Below are 17,442 nucleotides of genomic sequence, written 5' to 3' on the forward strand. Positions count from 1 at the left end.
CGCCTATCTGGCGTGGTGGCAACTTGCGGGCGTGGATTGCGCCGTAGCGGAAACGCCGGTCGACTGGCTCCGTCCGGTTTCCGCGCGCCCTTCCGCAACAAATATGGCTTCGGCGACGACGCCTGTCATGGATAAGCCCCGGACGCTCGAATCGTTCCTCGCATGGCTGGCCAATGATCCCTCGCAACCCGAACGGCGGTGGAGCGGCACGTCGATCGCACCGGTGGGCGTGGCGCAGGCGTCCCTGATGGTCGTCACCGACATGCCCGATCCCGCCGATCTGAACGACGGCCGCCTGCTGGCCGACCGCGCGGGCCTGTTGTTCGACGCGATGCTCCGCGCCATCGGTCTTGATCGCGGCGCTATTTACCTGACGTCGCTCTTCACCACCCGGCCGCCCGGCGGCATGGTGGAGGCGGCCGACCTCGCCACCGCTGCCACCCGCATGCGTATCCATGTCGCGCTGGCGCAGCCCCGCCGGCTGCTGGTGCTGGGCGACCGGACGATCCGTGCCCTGCTTCCGACCGACGGCGCCACGACCGACGGCGGTTTACGCGACTTTAACCATGATGGCGGCAATGTGCCCGCCGTCGCCACATTTCATCCCCGGTTGCTGCTCAATCAACCAGCGGCCAAGGCGGAATGCTGGCGCAATCTTCAAAGCCTGATCGAGGAAGCCCGTCCGTGATTCGCGCCGCGACCAAAATTTCCAGCCTTGCCCTGATGATGACGGGGCTGGCCGCTTCCCTGGCCGCGCAGGCCGAAACCACGCCCGTCGTGCCGACGCTGTCCGCGGAAACATCCCCGCTGCAATTGGGCGACGGCGACAAGGCGCGCTACCGCGCCATCTTCACCGCCATCTCCGCCCAGCAATGGAATGATGCAAAGGCGATGATCATGGCGCTGGACAGCCAGGACGCGGTGCGCCCACTCGCCCTGTCCGAACTTTATCTGGCCAAGGGTTCGCCCCGCGTCGAACTGTTCGACCTGCTCGACCTCATCAACAAGGCGGCGTGGCTGCCAAAGGCCGATCAGCTGTCCCGCCTTGCCCAGCGGCGCGGCGCCACCATCCTGCCCGACCTGCCGCAGATCCAGAAAATGGTGTGGCTGGGGTCCGCCCCCCGTCGCCAATATGTCGCCGCCACCAAAACCGATGTCGCGGCGCAGGCCCTGTCCGGCCAGATCCAGAATTATATCAAGAATGACGATCCCATCGGCGCCGAAGGACTGCTCGGCACCGGCGAAATCGGCCTGACCCCCGAAGGGTTGACCGAAGTGCGGCAACGGGTCGCATGGGCCTATTATATCGAAAATGACGACACCAACGCCCGCCGCATGGCCGCGCGCGCGCTGGAAACGCGCACCGGCGGCGACTGGAGCGTGCAGGCCAACTGGACGACCGGTCTGGCGGCATGGCGTCAGAATGACTGCCGCGCCGCCGCGCCCGCCTTCGCCAATGTCGCCGCGCTGGCGGCCGACGCCGACATGCGATCGGCCGGAGCCTATTGGGCATCGCGCGCTTACATGGTGTGCGGCGAAGCGGAAAAGGTCGCCAATTACCTGAAGCAGGCCGCCCGTTCGGACGAAACCTTCTATGGCCTGCTGGCCCGCGAATCCCTCGGCATGCCCCTTGGCGCAGCACCGGTCGGCAGCCGCTTCGGCGCGCTGGAGTGGCAGGCGCTCAAGGGCAGCCCCAACGCCCGCGCCGCCATCGCCCTGTCCGCCATCGGTGAAAATGGCAGGGCGGACGAACTCATCCGCTATCAGGCGAAGATCGGCGGCAGCGATCAATATGACGCGCTGCTCCGCCTCGCCGGCGCGCTCAACCTGCCTGCGACCCAGCTCTGGCTCGCCCATAACGGTCCCGCGGGCAAACAGCCCGACAGCTTCGCCCGCTTCCCCGCGCCCAACTGGCGTCCCGATGGCGGCTGGCGCGTCGATCCCTCGCTCATCTACGCCCACACGCTTCAGGAATCCGGCTTCCGCAGCGATGTCGTCAGCAGCGCGGGCGCACGCGGCCTGATGCAGGTGCGCCCCGGCACGGCGGGCGACGTCGGCCTCACCAACGCGTCGCAACTCTTCGTGCCGTCCACCAACATGGAATATGGCCAGCGCTATCTGGAATCGCTGCGCGACATGAGCGCGACCGGCGGCCTCCTGCCAAAGGTGATGGCCGCCTATAATGCCGGGCCTCTGCCGGTCGATCGCTGGAACACGCAGGTCCATGACAAGGGCGATCCGCTTCTCTTCATGGAATCGCTGCCTTATTATGAAACCCGCGCCTATGTGAACATCGTCATGCGCAATTACTGGATGTATCAGATCCAGGCAAAGGGCAGCGCAGATTGCCTGACCGGCATGGCGCAGGGCATGTGGCCGACCTTCCCCAACGCCAATGGCGTGAAGCTGGTGCGCCTCAGCAAGGCGGACGGTCGCGGATCGATGGGCGGCGGTTCGGACTGATGCCGATTGACGAGGGCCGGGCCTTCATTCCGGTTCGCATCGCGGTCCTCACCGTGTCCGACACGCGCGGCCTTGCGGATGATCGCTCCGGCGACGCGCTGGTCGAACGGCTGGAACGCGCGGGCCATATTCTGGCCGCCCGCCATATCGAACGGGACGACAAATCCGCCATCGTCGCGCGCCTGCACGCATGGATCGACGATCCGCAGATCGACGTCATCCTGACGACCGGCGGCACCGGCGTCACCGGCCGCGACGTAACACCGGAAGCCGTGGCGCAGGTGCAGGACAAGGAAATACCGGGCTTTGGCGAACTGTTCCGCTGGCTCAGTTACCAGAGCATCGGCACATCGACCATCCAGTCCCGCGCCACCGCCTGCGTCGCGCGCGGCACCTATATCTTCGCGCTGCCCGGCTCGACCGGCGCGGTGAAGGACGCATGGGACGGCATCCTCGCCACCCAGCTCGACAGCCGCTTCCGCCCCTGCAACTTCGTCGAACTCATGCCCCGTCTCACGGAACGATAGGGTATTTTGCTGTCGTCTGGAAACGGATGACGGCCCGCACAATGCGGATTTCGAACATGATGCAGCCGACTGCTCACAGAAGCACATCCAAAGATATGACGGCATGGAGCCACGGATCGTGAGTCCATCGGGCCACGCATCATGATGGCATCGAGCCACGGATCGTGGTGGCATCAAGCCATGGATCACGAGGGCATCGAGCGACGGATAAAATCCGTTCGGGCTGAGCCTGTCGAAGCCCTTCCCTTGCTCTGAAAGGACAGGCTCAAAACCGCCGCACCGCTCCGACGGCATGCCAGAACAGGCTTAGGGAAACGTGGAGCGAACGGATCGGAAATGGTCCCCATCCAACGCATGATCTCTCACATATAAACCGCCAGAATCCGACAAAACATACACCTGAAAACCGCCTACGTAGGTGAATTAGTTAGCTAACTAATATAAAAAAGTCATATCGCGCACATCGTCCACTTCGCTGTCACTTTGACAATATGTTCGCCATATGTTCTAATACGCTATGGGCATTGAAAAGGGCAGAGGCGCGACATTGAACGGCGACAGCCGCCGCTTCAACCTGCCGTCCAGAACCGCCGACGGCGACTGGCTGGACGCGCTGTCCGACATCGACGGCCCTGTCGCCAGAACCCGCACGACGGTAACGGTCGAACATCCGCGCACCATCATCACCCGCAACGCCAGCCCCGACATCGGCTTTTCCCAGTCGATCAACGCCTATAGGGGGTGCGAACATGGCTGCATCTATTGTTTCGCCCGGCCATCCCACGCCTATCACGACCTGTCGCCCGGCCTGGATTTCGAAACGAAGCTGTTTGCCAAGCCCGACGCGGCCAAACTGCTCCGGGTGGAACTGTCGAAGAAAAATTACGCCGTCGCCCCCATCGCCATGGGCACCAATACCGATCCCTATCAACCGATCGAAAAGGATTGGGGCATCACTCGTTCGATCCTGGAAATCATGGTTGAAACGCGCCATCCGACTTACATCACCACCAAGTCCGACCGCATCCTTCGCGACATCGACCTGCTCGCCGATCTGGCGCGGGACCGGCTGGTGGCGGTGGTCCTGTCCGTCACCAGCCTCGATCCCGCCATCGCCCGTACCCTCGAACCCCGCGCCCCGCATCCGATGAAGCGGGTGGAGGCGATTCGCAGACTGGCGGAGGCAGGCATACCGGTCACCGCCAGCATATCGCCCATCATTCCCGCCATCACCGATCATGAGATAGAGGCGCTCGTCGCCCGCGTCGCGGCAGCGGGCGCGCGCGAAGTCACCTATATCCCTGTCCGCCTGCCCCATGAAGTCGCGCCGTTATTCCGCGCCTGGCTCGACGCCCATTATCCCGACCGCGCGGGCCAGGTGATGGCCATCATCCGCGATCTGCGCGGCGGGCGGGACAATGATCCCGATTTCGGTTCCCGTATGCGGGGTCAGGGCATCTGGGCCGATCTCATCCGCACCCGCTTCCTCAAGGCCCGCAAACGCGCCGGTCTGGGCGGAGAACGCCTCACGCTGCGAACAGACCTCTTCCGCCCACCCGAAGGCGCGCAGATGCGGTTGTTCTGAAATTCTTCAGCCGCTCATCTCATCATCGCGATAACTGCTGAAACGCTTGCCAGCGCGACGGTCGCGCCATGTCTGCGATCGAAGGAAGACGAACATCATTGCAGCAGGCAAAAGAGCCGGCGGCCAATAACGTACAGACAGATCGAAATTCCCAAGCACAGCGAACATGCCGCCTGTAACCGCCGTCACCATGCCCCACTCGAAGCGCAATTGATGCAAATCCCTGTTGGACCGGAAGGCCGGAGCTTGGGTCGATTCTTCCGTCGCAACATCACGGAGAGAACGCTTGCGATATGCCCACCCCTTGCAAGTCTCGTCCCTCACCCCGCCAACCGCATGGCCATCCGGCGCTGCTTCGTGCGGAAACCATCCGCCTTCACGTCCATCCGTTCGAACCTGTGGATGGTCAGCCCCTTGATCGTCGCGATGGCATCCACCTGATCCGCGCCCAGACTATAATGATCGCCCAGGAACAGCCGTGCCGCCTGCCCCTGTCCCACCGGCGCGCGCAGGAACACTTCGCTCCGCCCGCCTCCCGCGCCCGACAGCAGCGCCGCCAGCGCCTCGACCGCCTGTACCGTATCGATGTCCACCACCAGTTCCATGCGCGAAGCGCTGGCGATGGTCCTGAACGCTTCGACCCCGCGCACCGTCACGCGCGGCGTTTCTTCGCCCGGCAATCGGTCCAGCTCCACGATCAGCAGCGCGCAGTCGCCATCCTTCGACAGTTCGTCGATCGCCTTGCAGGCTTCCTCGTCAAAACAGCTGGCCTGAAACTGTCCGCTCTGGTCGGAAAAGGTCGCGCTGGCATAGCGCGCCCCGCGCTTCGTCTCGCGCCAGCGAACATCCTCCACCATCGCCGCCATGATCGTCATCGCGCGTCCCTCGGCATTGGGCGCGGGCATGGGCGACTGGCACACCATGCCATAGCTTTTGGCGCCACGGGCGTCGGCAAGGTGCCGGTAACGATCAACCGGGTGGGCGGAAAAGTAGAAGCCGAACGCCTCCTTCTCCTGTGCCATGCGATCCGCAACGGTCCAGGCCTGATGAGGCGGTATGCGAACGTCGGCATGTGGCGTTTCGGCATCCCCGAACAGGCCGCCCTGCCCGCTTTCGCGCGCCTGCGCATTGCTGGACGCGACCGACAGGATCGTTTCCGCCGCCGCATGAACGCCCGCGCGATCGCTATGAATATCGTCGAACGCCCCCGCCGCAGCCAGACTTTCCAGCTGCCGCCGGTTCAGCAGGCGCGGTTCGATCCGGTCGGCAAAATCGTCCAGCGACTTGAACGGACCGCCCTTGTCGCGTTCCTCGACAAGCTGCTCCATCGCCTTTTCGCCCACGCCCTTGAGGCCACCCAGCGCATAGCGCACGGCAAAGCCAAGGCGCGGATCGTCGCCCTCATAAGGCACGGCCTCAACGGTAAAGTCCGCCTCGCTGCGGTTGAGGTCGGTTGGCAGGCAGGTCAGCCCCATGCGGCGCATATCGTCCACGAACACCGTCAGCTTTTCGGTCAGGTGGATGTCGAAGGCCATCGACCCGGCATAGAATTCCGCCGGATAATGCGCCTTCAGCCACGCCGTCTGATAGGCGAGCAGGGCATAGGCCGCCGCGTGGCTCTTGTTGAAGCCATAGCCCGCAAATTTGTCGATCAAATCGAACAATTCGTTCGCCTTGGCCGGCTTGATGTCGCTTTCCTTGGCGCAACCCTCGACGAAGCGGGATCGCTGCGCGTCCATCTCCGCCTTCACCTTCTTGCCCATGGCGCGGCGCAGAAGGTCGGCATCACCCAGCGAATAGCCCGCAAGGATCTGCGCGGCCTGCATCACCTGTTCCTGATAGACGAAGATGCCATAGGTTTCTTCGAGGATCGGTTTCAGCAGGATATGGGGATATTCAATTTCCTCCTGCCCGTTCTTGCGACGGCCGAACATCGGGATATTGTCCATCGGGCCGGGGCGATAGAGCGACACCAGCGCGATGATGTCGCCGAAATTGGTCGGACGCACGGCGGCCAGCGTCTTGCGCATCCCTTCGGATTCCAGCTGGAACACGCCCACCGTGTCGCCGCGCTGGAGCAGGTCGTAAACCGCGCTGTCATCCCATGCCAGCGTGTCCAGATCGACCGTGACGCCGCGCGCCGCCAGCAACTGCACCGCCTTCTGCAATACCGACAGCGTCTTGAGGCCCAGGAAGTCGAACTTCACCAGCCCGGCGCCCTCGACATATTTCATGTCGAACTGCGTCACAGGCATGTCGGACCGCGGATCGCGATAGAGCGGCACCAGCTGGCTGAGCGGCCGGTCGCCGATTACCACGCCCGCCGCGTGGGTGGAACTGTGGCGCGGAAAGCCCTCCAGCTTCATGGCATAATCGATCAGGCGCTTGACCTGATTGTCATTGTCATATTCCGCCCGAAATTCGGACACCCCGTTCAGCGATCGTTCCAGCGTCCACGGATCGGTCGGATGGTTCGGCACCAGCTTGGCAAGGCGATCGACCTGGCCATAGCTCATCTGCAACACGCGCCCGGTGTCCTTCAGCACCGCGCGCGCCTTCAGCTTACCAAAGGTGATGATCTGCGCCACATGGTCCGCGCCATATTTCTGCTGGACGTAACGGATCACCTCGCCACGCCGCGTTTCGCAAAAGTCGATGTCGAAGTCGGGCATGGAAACGCGTTCCGGGTTCAGGAAGCGTTCGAACAACAGGCCCAGCTGCAACGGGTCGAGATCGGTGATGGTCAGCGCCCATGCGACCAGCGACCCCGCGCCCGAACCACGACCCGGCCCGACCGGAATGTCATGATCCTTCGCCCATTTGATGAAGTCGGCAACGATCAGGAAATAACCGGGGAACCCCATCTGGATGATGATGTCGGTTTCGAATTTCAGCCGCTCGAAATAGGGTTTGCGCGCTTCGTCCCCGATGACGCCAGCCTTGGCGAGCCGCGCCTCCAGCCCGGCCGTCGCCTGTTCGCGCAGCATGACCCCTTCGCCCTCGATGTCACCGGCAAGGCTGGGCAGGATCGGCTTGCGCTTGGGTGCGGCAATGGCGCAGCGCTGGGCTACGACCAGCGTATTGGCCAGCGCTTCGGGCAGATCCTCGAACAGGCGCTTCATTTCGCCGATCGGCTTCATCCATGCATCGGGTGAGCTGGTGCGACGGTCCGGCGTTTCGACATAGGCGCTGTCGGCGATGCACAGCATCACGTCATGCGCCTCGTGAAAATGCGGTTCGGCAAAACAGGTCGGGTTGGTCGCGACCAGCGGCAGATCGCGGTCATAGGCCAGGTCCAGCAGATACGGCTCCGCTCTGCCCTCCACCGGGTCGAGCCGTCGGCAGATTTCGACATAGAGGCGCCCCGGGAACAGGCTTTCCAGTCGTTCGGCATAGGCGATGGCGGCTTCCGGCTGATCCTCCGCAAACAGCCGCGCCAGCGCGCCTTCGCCCCCTGCCGTCAGGGCGATGACGCCGTCGGTGCGCCCTTCCAGCATGTCGATGGTGACATGCGGCACATCTTCCACCGGTCGATCGAGATGCGCCATCGACACCAGTGCGCAGATATTGTCGTAACCGCCCGCATCCTGCGCATAAAGCGCCAGCCAGTCGTGCACCGGCGCAGCATTGGCCGGGCGTCCCGGGCGCAGCACGCCCAGCATGGCGCCGATGACGGGCTGAACCCCCTCATCCTTGCACCCGTCGGAAAAAGCCATGGAACCGTATAGCCCATTACGGTCGGTAATCGCGGCGGCCGGGAAGCCCAGCGCCTTGGCCTGCTTCGCGATCTTCTTGGGATCGATCGCCCCTTCCAGCATGGTGAAGGACGAAAAAACGCGCAGCGGAACGAAGGAAGCATGGGGCATTGTTACAATCTAGGGGTAGTGCGCGATTCGGCCCAGCCCCCTGCGCATGAAATCTGTGGGTAACCATGCGACACACCCTTAACGGATTGCACATCTATCCACGTTACCGTCGGCCCCGCCATGCGTTTGTCGACCATCACCAACTGGGCCTATGGAGCCACCGTCATCCTGACGCTGGCATCGGGGACGACGATGTTGCTGGCATCGGGTGCCGAAGATCGCGAACGCACGGCCGTGGCGCAGCGGGCGACGTTCGACCAGGCGACCGCGACGCTGGAAGAAGATGTCTATCGCCTGACCGAACAGGCGCGCGGATTCGTCATCACCGGCGATCCCAGCCATCTGATCGCCTATCAGCGGGAAAAGGCCGCGCTCACATCGGTCGAACAACGGATCGCCCATCTGCGCGACGCTGGCGCGAACGAAGACGAACTCAATGCCCTGCGTCAGGCGATGCATTGGGCAGACGCGCTAACGGATGAACAGGTCGCCGCGATCCGCGCAGCCCGTTCGGGCGATGAAAAGACCGCGCGCATCATCCTGTTCGGCGATGAATATGGACGCGAGCTGGATCGGGTGGCGGCACAGGTCGGCAAGTTCCAATATATGCTGGATCAGCGGACCGACCATGCGGTCGAGCGGGCGACCGACACGGCCCGTCAATGGCGCACCATGTCGGAAATCATGCTGGGCATCACGGCCCTGCTGTTCCTGTGCGTCCTCTATTTCGTTCTGAAACAGCGCATATTGCGACCGGTCGTGCGGTTGAGCGACGTCGTCACGCGGCTGGCCGCGCAGGATTATGACGCGATCCCGCCCGAAACCGCCCATGTCGATGAAATTGGCGACATGGCGCAGGCGATCCGCATCTTCCGCGAAAATGGGCTGGAACGGCAGCGGCTGGAAATGGAGCGCGACAATGATCGCATGATGCGCGATCTGCTGTCCCGGCTGACCCAAAGATTGCAGGGCTGCGACAGCACGACCGATCTGATCGAAGTGGTCCGCCGTTTCGCTCCGGAAATAGCACCGGACTTTCCGGGGCGCCTCTATATCCATGACAACCGGCGCAACGCCATGGCGCAGGCCTGCGCCTGGCTGTCGCCGGCTTTTTCCCAGACCGATTTTCCATCGTCGCGATGCTGGGCGCTGCGACGCGGGCAGACGCACCGCCCCGTCGGCGACATGATCGACATCGCGTGCGAACATCTGAACGCCGATGCCCCGGTCAGCACCATCTGCATCCCGCTCGCCGCGCAGGGCGAAAGCATCGGCATGCTCTATTATGAGGAACCCCCGAACGCCAGCGCCAACCATCTGGAGCGGACCGGCAAATATCTGGAGATGCTGGCGGAAAATATCGGCCTCGCGCTCGCCAATCTGCGCCTGCGCGACGTGCTGCGTGAAATGGCCATGGCCGATGCGCTAACCGGCCTGCCCAACCGGCGCCATTTCGACATCATGTTGCACACGCTGATTACGCAGGCGGAACGCAATCAGCAGCCGCTGTCCTGCATGATGGTCGACATCGATCATTTCAAGCGCTTCAACGACAGTTTCGGCCATGACGCGGGCGACGCAGTCCTGCGCTCCGTCGGCGCCGTACTGAACGATTCGCTGCGTGAAAGCGCTCATGCCTTTCGCCTTGGGGGCGAGGAATTTGTCGTCCTGATGCCCGGCTTTCCACTGGATCAAGCGCTGGGCCGGGCAGTGCAGATGCAACAACAGTTGCGGGATTTGCGGATCGAACATCGCGGGCGAGAACTGGGGACGATCACCGCCAGTTTCGGGCTGGCGACCTTCCCCGATCATGGCCGCCCGGACCGGTTGCTCCAGACGGCAGACGCAGCCTTGTTGCGAGCCAAGGCGGAAGGCCGCGACCGGGTCGTCGTGGCCACCATCCGCGACGCGGCATCCGCAGCGGCCTAGGCGCTTTCCAGAACCCCTGCATGCAGCCGGACCACCCGGTCCATCTTCAGCGCCAGCCTTTCATTATGAGTGGCGATCAGCGCGGACGATCCTTCTTCGCGGACCAGTCGCAGAAATTCGGCCAGTACTACATCGGCGGTCCGCTCATCCAGATTGCCGGTCGGCTCGTCGGCCAGCACCAGCGCGGGGCGATTGGCCAGCGCACGGGCCACCGCGACGCGCTGCTGCTCGCCGCCCGATAACTGGCTGGGCCGGTGATCCAGTCGGTGCCCCAGCCCCAGCGATGTCAGCAGCAATTCCGCCCGCGCCTTTGCCGCGGCCATATCCGCGTCGCGGATCACCTGGGGCAGGATGACATTTTCGGTGGCGTTGAAATCGGGCAACAGGTGATGGAACTGATAGACGAAGCCCAGCGCATCGCGACGCAAGCGGGTGCGCCCGTCATTGTCCAGCTTCGCTGCTTCCTCGCCCGCAATGCGGATCGACCCCTCAAACCCGCCCTCCAGCAGGCCTACCGCCTGAAGCAGCGTCGATTTACCGGAGCCTGACGGCCCCAGCAGCGCGACGATTTCGCCCGGCCCGACGGTCAGGTCCACGCCGCGCAACACGTCGATGGTGACGCCGCCCTGCGTGAAGCTGCGCGCCAGACCCGTAACCTTCAAAATGTCATTCATAACGCAGCACCTGAACGGGATCGGTATTGGCAGCCTTGAAGGCCGGGTAGAGCGTGGCGAGGAAACTGAACAGCAGCGCCATGATGCAGATTGCGACGATTTCCACAGGATCGGGTTTGGACGGCAATTCGGTCAGGAACCGGATGGAAGGATCCCACAAATTCTGCCCAGTCACAAACTGGATCGCGTTGACCATGCTCTGGCGGAAGAACAGGAAGGTGAAGCCCAATATCATGCCCGCCGCCATGCCGAGCGTCCCGATGGTGACGCCGACCGTCATGAATATCTTGACCAGCCCTACCCGGCTCGCCCCCATGGTTCGCAGGATGGCGATGTCGCGCGTCTTGGCCCGCACCAGCATGATCAGCGAAGACAGGATGTTGAACACAGCGACCAGAACGATGATCGACAGGACCACGAACATCGCGACCCGTTCGACCGCCAGCGCTTCGAACAGCGATGCATTGAGCTGTCGCCAGTCGGTAATGACGGCACGCCCCGCGACCTTGGCGGCCAGGGGCTGCAATATCTGCCCGACCTTGTCCGCGTCGACCGTTTCCACCTCTATCATGCTGACGACGTCGCCCAGCAGCAATAGGGTCTGGGCATCCTCCACCGGCATGACGATCAGCGCCTTGTCATAATCATAGACGCCGACTTCGAAGATCGCGGCGACCTGATAGCTGACCTGCCGGGGCACGGTGCCGAACGGGGTCGAACGACCGGCCGGGTTGATGACAGTCAGGCTGTCGCCCAATTGGATGCCCAGATTTTCAGCCAGTCGCGACCCGATGCCGATCTTGCCGCCATTGGCGGTCAGATTGTCGAGACTGCCCGCCAGCACCTTACCCTTCAGCGTGCCGTTGCTGCGGATGTCCGGCACGGTCATCCCGCGCACCAGCACCGCTTCGACACGGCCGTTGAAAGTCGATAGTAAAGGCTGTTCGATCATCGGCGTGGCGCTGGTAACCCCCGGCGTTGCTTTCGCTTCGCGCAGCACCGACTGCCAGTCGGGCAACCGCCCGCCATAGCCCTGAACCACGGCATGGCCGTTCAGGCCGACGATCTTGTCGAACAGCTCCGCCCGGAAACCGTTCATGACGCTCATGACGATGATGAGCGCGGCGACACCCAGCATGACCGCGACCAGACTGATCCCGGCGACGAGGAAGATGAAACCTTCCCCCTTGCCCGGCAGCAGGTAGCGCTTGGCGATCATGCGTTCGTAACGGGATAGAATCATGTGGCGCGAATGGCCCTTCGAAAATGGTCGTGGGAGAGGTCTAGGGATGCACCGGCATAACGGCAAGCATTGCCCGATTGTTGCATCGCCGCCACAGGGGCGGATGGAAAATCACAACGCGCCAAATCTGGCCGTGACAGCGGCCTGCGCCAGTCATAACAAGACATTCGAAGCACAGGTAAAAGGCCGTGGTTCAGGGATACTGCATCCCGCTTCGAGCTTAGGGGGCTGAGAAGCGGTCGAGGCAGGCCAAGGGGGAGACGAGCAATCGTCCATTAAGCACCCGGATCGTGAAAACACGGTCCGGGTGCTTTTTATTTGGCCTTTTATTGCGCGTGCCGCCAGCCAATGTCGACTGGACAACTTGTCCGATATGGATAGCCTATTGAACTTGACTGCCTGACCAGATCCGACCGACGGCAGGCCGGGCGCGCCGTCGAAACAGCACGCCCCGATACCGACTGTCAGCCAGCGTTGGCGCAGTAGGACGGCAAAGCGATGGCGTCCGCGCCCTTCGTCTGCCACGCCGCCGCGCCGATGCGGTAGACCTGTCCGGTCTTCACCCGGCTGCTGAGCGTCTGGCAACCCGTCGCCGCGGCGACATCCTGCACGGTGACCCCGCGTTGACCGGCAAGCTGCGTATAGGCAGCGCGGCGCTTGATGTTGATCGATTCGACTTCGGAACGGACGTCCGCGCCGACCGATCCGGCGATGCCTAAATAACCGTCAGCCTGTTCCCCGACCGTGCCCGCCGCCATGGCAGAGGCGACCGCGCCGGACTGGGCACGGGCAGGCGCGGTCATGACGAAACCACTGGCCAGCGCCACAGCGGCACCGGCGACGATCATGATGAATGAGCGTGTCATTGCGGGAACAACTCCGGATTATTCTGGATCAGATCCTGTGCATCACGTTGCAGTTTCACAACGACTTCCTGCTGGACCTTGACGTTCAGGTTGATTTCGATGGGCTTGTCGGGGGCCTTCACCTGAATGCATCCCCCCAGAGCCAGCCCGGCGATGCCCGCCACCATGATCGTTCGCTTGTTCATTTCGGTTCCCTATTTGGCACCTTGTCGCTTTCCGCAGGCTGAACCGCAAGATTTTGTTGCGTTCCCGTGCGCATTTCGCCCTGCACCTGATCACCGATGCTGTTCTGGATCAGCTGCGAGGGATCGATGAAGGATTGGGCCGTGCCCATCAGGCCACGGAAAGGTGCGGCGATCCTGACGTTGAAGATGAAGGGCAGCCCGATGAAGCTGCGCGTGATGCCGGATGGCGCATCGCCCAGCTTCCCACGGTTCACCCCGTTGAAGACGACATTGGTGACCATTTCGCCATCCAGCGCGCCATCCATCAATATGGTCAGGCATTTATATTGCAGATCCTTGAGCGCGTCGAAGGCCATCTTGCCCATCACGCCGACCTGCTCGTTCGACACCGGGCCCACATAGGACAGCACGCCCGACTGACGCGTGGGATCGCACGGGATCGCAGGCAATACGCCTTCGGGCATGATCAGCGGCGGCATGCCCTGTTGCCGCGCCACCAGCACCCCGCCCGCGACGCGGCCGCCCTTTGCGTTGAAGATCAGCGGCATGATGCCGTCGAACGTGCCGGTGGCGGACACATTGTCCAGTTCCATCGCCTGAATGAACGCGCCCGCATCCAGACCGATGACACGGAACGTCATGTACCGATCGACATCTTCGCCGAAATTCATCGTGGTAGGCAACAGGTCCAGCTTGCCGCCGGAAAAAGGCCATCCGCCTCCTTCGATCCGGACCTTCTGCCCGGCCTCCAGTCGATAGCGCACCACGCCATCCTGCACCTCGACACCCGGATTGACCTTTGCAATGCGCACTTCCTGCCCCGGCGCGCTGACGAGTCCGATCAGGTCGGTGAAATGGATTTCCCCGGACAGCCCCTCCACCGGGCCGAAGGCGGCGGCCAGACTGGCATTGTCGGTACGGAAGGTGCCGTTGCTGGTCACATGGGAGCCGGTCCAGTCGATACGCCCCTGCCCGCTCACCTTGGCATTCACATTGGCCACGACGCCCAGCGTGATCGGCGTCACATCCTCCGGCTGCAATCCGGGGCCAAAGGTCAGGCCCGGCACGGTCAGGTCGGCATGCCCCTTGCCGCTCGACAGATCATGGACGATGTCCGTTCGGGCGACCAACATGCTGTTGCGCGGTGCTGTGAGCGATCCGCCAGCGGTGATGCGGCCGTCCTTCATCGCCAGCGTGAAATCGGGAATGGCCAGCGGCACGAAACGGGAGGGCGCCTGAGAATCGCGGACGGTGGCGGCTGCGTGAAGCCTCAATGCCCCCTTAGCGAAGCTCCAGTCGCCAGCCCCCTGTTCCAGGATCAGTGGAACGGCACCAATCTGTCCCCCGGCCCCTTCTACCCTGCCCGCAAAGCCATCCTTGTTCGCCGCGCCATCCATGCTGGCGGCGGAAAGGCGGACGGTCGGCATATCCTGCGGGCCGATGGAGAAGGCCGGGTTGGCCAGCGCAAAACCCGTACGCCCCAGAACGAAGCGGGCATGATCGGCGGTCAGGCGCATGGGATTGTCGCCATTGCGGCCGGCAAGCGCAAGATCGCGAATTTCCGCGCCGCCGCTCGTGCCCGCCGGTCCCGTCGCGAACATGGCGCCGCCGACCGGGCATAAGGTCTGGCGCGTCTGGCCAAGGGCGAAGGCGGCATAGAGCGCCTCCACCAGCGACAGAGGGACGCAGCCCGGATTGATCGTCAATGCGCCATTGGCCGCCATGCGTCCTTCGACAGGCAGGCTGAGGCCCTGCAAACGGCCGTCCGGCAGCGGACCATCAAGCCGCATCGCCGTCGTAAAGCGGGTCGCGCCGCTGGCGTCGGCGGTGAAGCGCACCCGATCCAGCGTCAGGCGGGCGTCCCCGGCCGCATAGGGATCGACAAAGAGTTCGCCGCCAAATCCCCCACCTGCACGGCGCGCGAGGCGCAGGGCCGCGTTAGGCAGTCCCCCGCCACCGGTCCGCAATGCGCCATCCAGCGACCAGTCGACGCCGCCCTTCCGCCCCGGCCATGACAGGGTGGCGAGGCTTTCGGGCGCCAGCCCAACCCGCGCGCCGCTCCGTGCATCCAGCGATGCGTCGGTGATGACGATGCTGCCGCCGCTGCTTTTCTGAACCAGTGCAAAGCCGGTGCGCAGTCTATTGGCCGATCCGGCGCGGTCGATCGCATTGGCGAGTTGCCGGGCGAGTGGTGCGACCGGCGTTCCTGCCGTCGCCTTCGTCAAGCCCCCAAGCGGATCGCGTACCGATGCATGCAGATCCTGCGCAGAGAAGCCGCCCTTCAGGCTATACCCCTGCGCCCCTGTGACCCAGTCGCCGGACAGGGCCGCATCGCGCAACATCATCCCCTGCCCGGTGAACGCCTTTGCAGCGAACCGCAATTTGCCACCGGTACGGGCCGCGTTACCATCGAAATCGATGCGCCCGGCCGGTCCCGCGAGCAGCATGCCCTTGCCACGCAGCGCATCGCCGGACAGGTCTACATGCCCCCTCCAGCTGTCCAGGGCCTGACCCAGCTTCACATCCAGCGTCGCCAGCGGGCGGGCTATGGCTGCCCCCGCTTCGGGGCAGGACGCCGCATCGGCGCGCACCGGACCCGACAGATGGGGCTGCCCCTGCTGCATGGCGATACCGACCCAAGCCGTCGCCTGCGACAGGTTGCACCCGGCCAGCGAAGCGCGCGGCGTGGCGGCGGCCAGACGACCGCGAAATCCGGACAGAAGATTGCCGCTGCCGTCCAGTTGCATGCCGACCCGTCCGGCGTCGGTATCCAGCGTCATGCGTGCATCGGCGACCGACAGCAGGATGTCGGGCAGGCTGAACGGCGCCGTCGAATCCGGATCGCGAAACTTGTCCAGTTCACCCAGACGCAGGACGTCGTCGCGATAGGAACCACGCATGCGCACGCCGCCCGCGCGAACCGCCGCGACCTGAGGCGTCAGGCCCGCAAAGGCGATGTCGACCTCCACCCAGCGGGCGGTCAGATCGGGACGGGCGGGGTTGCCCAACACGATATTTTCGATCCGCTGGGTACGAAGGCCGACTTCGACCAGATCATAATTGGCCTGAACGCCCCGACGATTGAGTTCGCGGCTGATGAAATTTTCGGCGATCGGCGCGCGCTGCGTCCACAGCCCGACCAGCACCAGCCCCAGCGAACCGGTGCCCATGCCCAGCCAGCGTAACCATGCCCGGCGAACCGATTCTTCGCCGTCCCTTTCTTCCATGCCTGTGGCCAATCCCGGCTTGATCATGCGCGCCGGTCAGGGCGCCAAATTCCATAACGGACGCATAACGTCCCTGCCCCCTTAAATATCCTTGCCCGAAAATTCTGCAACGCATAGCGTCATTAAAGCGGATAAAGGGGACGGATAGTTGGCCGATCAGCAAGGACATGCCGCCCATGACGGCATCGGCCATCGTGCCCGATTGCGACAGAAGCTGGCCGACAGCGGCGGCGAAGCGCTGCATGATCATGAACTGATCGAATATCTGCTGGCGCTGGCCATTCCGCGCCGTGACACGAAACCGCTCGCCAAGTCATTGCTGCGTGAATTTGGCGGGATCGGCGGACTGATGAGTGCCGACTGGCAGGCGATCGCCCGCGTACCGGGCATGGGCGATACCAGCGTTGCAGCGATCAAAATCGTGCAGGCCGTCACCCTGCGGATGCTGCGCAATGATGTGACGGCGCGCCCCGTGCTCGCCAGTTGGCAGGCGCTGCTCGATTATCTGCGGGCGGACATGGCGCATCTGGGCGTGGAGCGGGTGCGAGTGCTGCACCTCAACAGTCGCAACATGCTGATCCGCGACGATCATATGGGCGACGGATCGATCGATCAGGCCGCAATCTATGTTCGCGAAGTCATCAAGCGGGCGATGGAACTGGGGTCGGCGGCGCTGATACTGGTGCATAACCATCCGTCGGGCGACCCGTCACCCAGCCGTCAGGACATAGATATTACGCGGCAGATCGCGGAAGCCGGCAAGCGGTTGGGCATCACCGTGCATGATCATATCATCATGGCCGCAAACGGGCATAGCAGCCTGCGTGCGCAGGGACTACTGTAGGATCGTCGGCGCTTAGCTTCGCACAATTCCCGC

The 17,442-nt window shown here is 63.5% G+C and carries 13 protein-coding genes; 6 read left to right on the top strand and 7 right to left on the bottom strand.

Translation table 11 applies throughout. The annotated features are described in order from the left end of the window. Nucleotides 1-127 precede the first annotated feature (127 nt). From ACOJSJ_RS15790 to ACOJSJ_RS15805, 4 genes are all read left to right on the top strand, one after another. Nucleotides 128-688 (top strand): uracil-DNA glycosylase family protein, encoded by a 561-nt coding sequence (locus tag ACOJSJ_RS15790; protein ID WP_420145924.1) that lies wholly within the window; start codon nt 128-130, stop codon nt 686-688. Then, complete coding sequence (locus ACOJSJ_RS15795) at nt 685-2,463, top strand: lytic transglycosylase domain-containing protein (RefSeq protein ID WP_420145925.1); 1,779 nt, start codon at nt 685-687, stop codon at nt 2,461-2,463. Before ACOJSJ_RS15790 ends, ACOJSJ_RS15795 begins: the two co-directional genes overlap by 4 nt. Next, complete coding sequence (moaB, locus tag ACOJSJ_RS15800; protein ID WP_420145926.1) at nt 2,463-2,990, top strand: molybdenum cofactor biosynthesis protein B; 528 nt, start codon at nt 2,463-2,465, stop codon at nt 2,988-2,990. Before ACOJSJ_RS15795 ends, moaB begins: the two co-directional genes overlap by 1 nt. 517 nt (nt 2,991-3,507) lie before the next feature. Beyond that, nucleotides 3,508-4,575, top strand: coding sequence for a PA0069 family radical SAM protein (locus ACOJSJ_RS15805; protein WP_420145927.1), 1,068 nt, complete (start codon nt 3,508-3,510; stop codon nt 4,573-4,575). Nucleotides 4,576-4,581: 6 nt separating this feature from the next. Here the strand turns inward: ACOJSJ_RS15805 and ACOJSJ_RS15810 are convergent, their stop codons facing one another. Both ACOJSJ_RS15810 and dnaE read right to left on the bottom strand, forming a co-directional pair. Next, a complete protein-coding gene (locus tag ACOJSJ_RS15810) occupies nt 4,582-4,785 on the bottom strand; it encodes a hypothetical protein (RefSeq protein WP_420145928.1) in 204 nt (67 codons plus the stop codon). 110 nt (nt 4,786-4,895) lie between these two features. Then, entirely contained in the window at nt 4,896-8,441 is a 3,546-nt protein-coding gene (gene dnaE / locus ACOJSJ_RS15815; protein WP_420145929.1) for a DNA polymerase III subunit alpha, read from the bottom strand. Between the two features lie 120 nt (nt 8,442-8,561). Between dnaE and ACOJSJ_RS15820 the strand changes: the two genes are divergently transcribed. Then, nucleotides 8,562-10,370 (top strand): diguanylate cyclase, encoded by a 1,809-nt coding sequence (locus ACOJSJ_RS15820; RefSeq protein ID WP_420145930.1) that lies wholly within the window; start codon nt 8,562-8,564, stop codon nt 10,368-10,370. Here ACOJSJ_RS15820 and ACOJSJ_RS15825 read toward each other — a convergent pair. The 5 genes from ACOJSJ_RS15825 to ACOJSJ_RS15845 all read right to left on the bottom strand — a co-directional run bounded on the left by ACOJSJ_RS15825 (nt 10,367) and on the right by ACOJSJ_RS15845 (nt 16,565). Continuing rightward, nucleotides 10,367-11,044 carry an ABC transporter ATP-binding protein gene (locus ACOJSJ_RS15825; RefSeq protein ID WP_420145931.1) on the bottom strand — a complete coding sequence of 226 codons (678 nt, stop codon included), beginning with the start codon at nt 11,042-11,044 and terminating at the stop codon, nt 10,367-10,369. The genes ACOJSJ_RS15820 and ACOJSJ_RS15825 overlap by 4 nt on opposite strands. Continuing rightward, nucleotides 11,037-12,287: a lipoprotein-releasing ABC transporter permease subunit gene (locus tag ACOJSJ_RS15830; protein ID WP_420145932.1), complete on the bottom strand. Its 1,251-nt coding sequence runs from the start codon at nt 12,285-12,287 to the stop codon at nt 11,037-11,039. The genes ACOJSJ_RS15825 and ACOJSJ_RS15830 overlap by 8 nt, the downstream gene beginning before the upstream one ends. Before the next feature lie 464 nt (nt 12,288-12,751). Further along, entirely contained in the window at nt 12,752-13,153 is a 402-nt protein-coding gene (locus tag ACOJSJ_RS15835; protein WP_420145933.1) for a YdbL family protein, read from the bottom strand. Next, nucleotides 13,150-13,338, bottom strand: a complete 189-nt coding sequence (locus tag ACOJSJ_RS15840) for a YnbE family lipoprotein (protein ID WP_420145934.1) — start codon at nt 13,336-13,338, stop codon at nt 13,150-13,152. Before ACOJSJ_RS15840 ends, ACOJSJ_RS15835 begins: the two co-directional genes overlap by 4 nt. Continuing rightward, complete coding sequence (locus tag ACOJSJ_RS15845; RefSeq protein ID WP_420145935.1) at nt 13,335-16,565, bottom strand: intermembrane phospholipid transport protein YdbH family protein; 3,231 nt, start codon at nt 16,563-16,565, stop codon at nt 13,335-13,337. The genes ACOJSJ_RS15840 and ACOJSJ_RS15845 overlap by 4 nt, the downstream gene beginning before the upstream one ends. A 148-nt stretch (nt 16,566-16,713) precedes the next feature. Between ACOJSJ_RS15845 and radC the strand changes: the two genes are divergently transcribed. Further along, the gene (gene radC, locus ACOJSJ_RS15850; RefSeq protein WP_420145936.1) at nt 16,714-17,409 is read left to right on the top strand and encodes a RadC family protein; all 696 of its coding nucleotides are present in this window, start codon (nt 16,714-16,716) and stop codon (nt 17,407-17,409) included. Nucleotides 17,410-17,442: the final 33 nt, after the last annotated feature.

Origin of the sequence: Sphingobium sp. (assembly GCF_048594625.1) — a bacterium.
Lineage (GTDB): Bacteria > Pseudomonadota > Alphaproteobacteria > Sphingomonadales > Sphingomonadaceae > Sphingobium.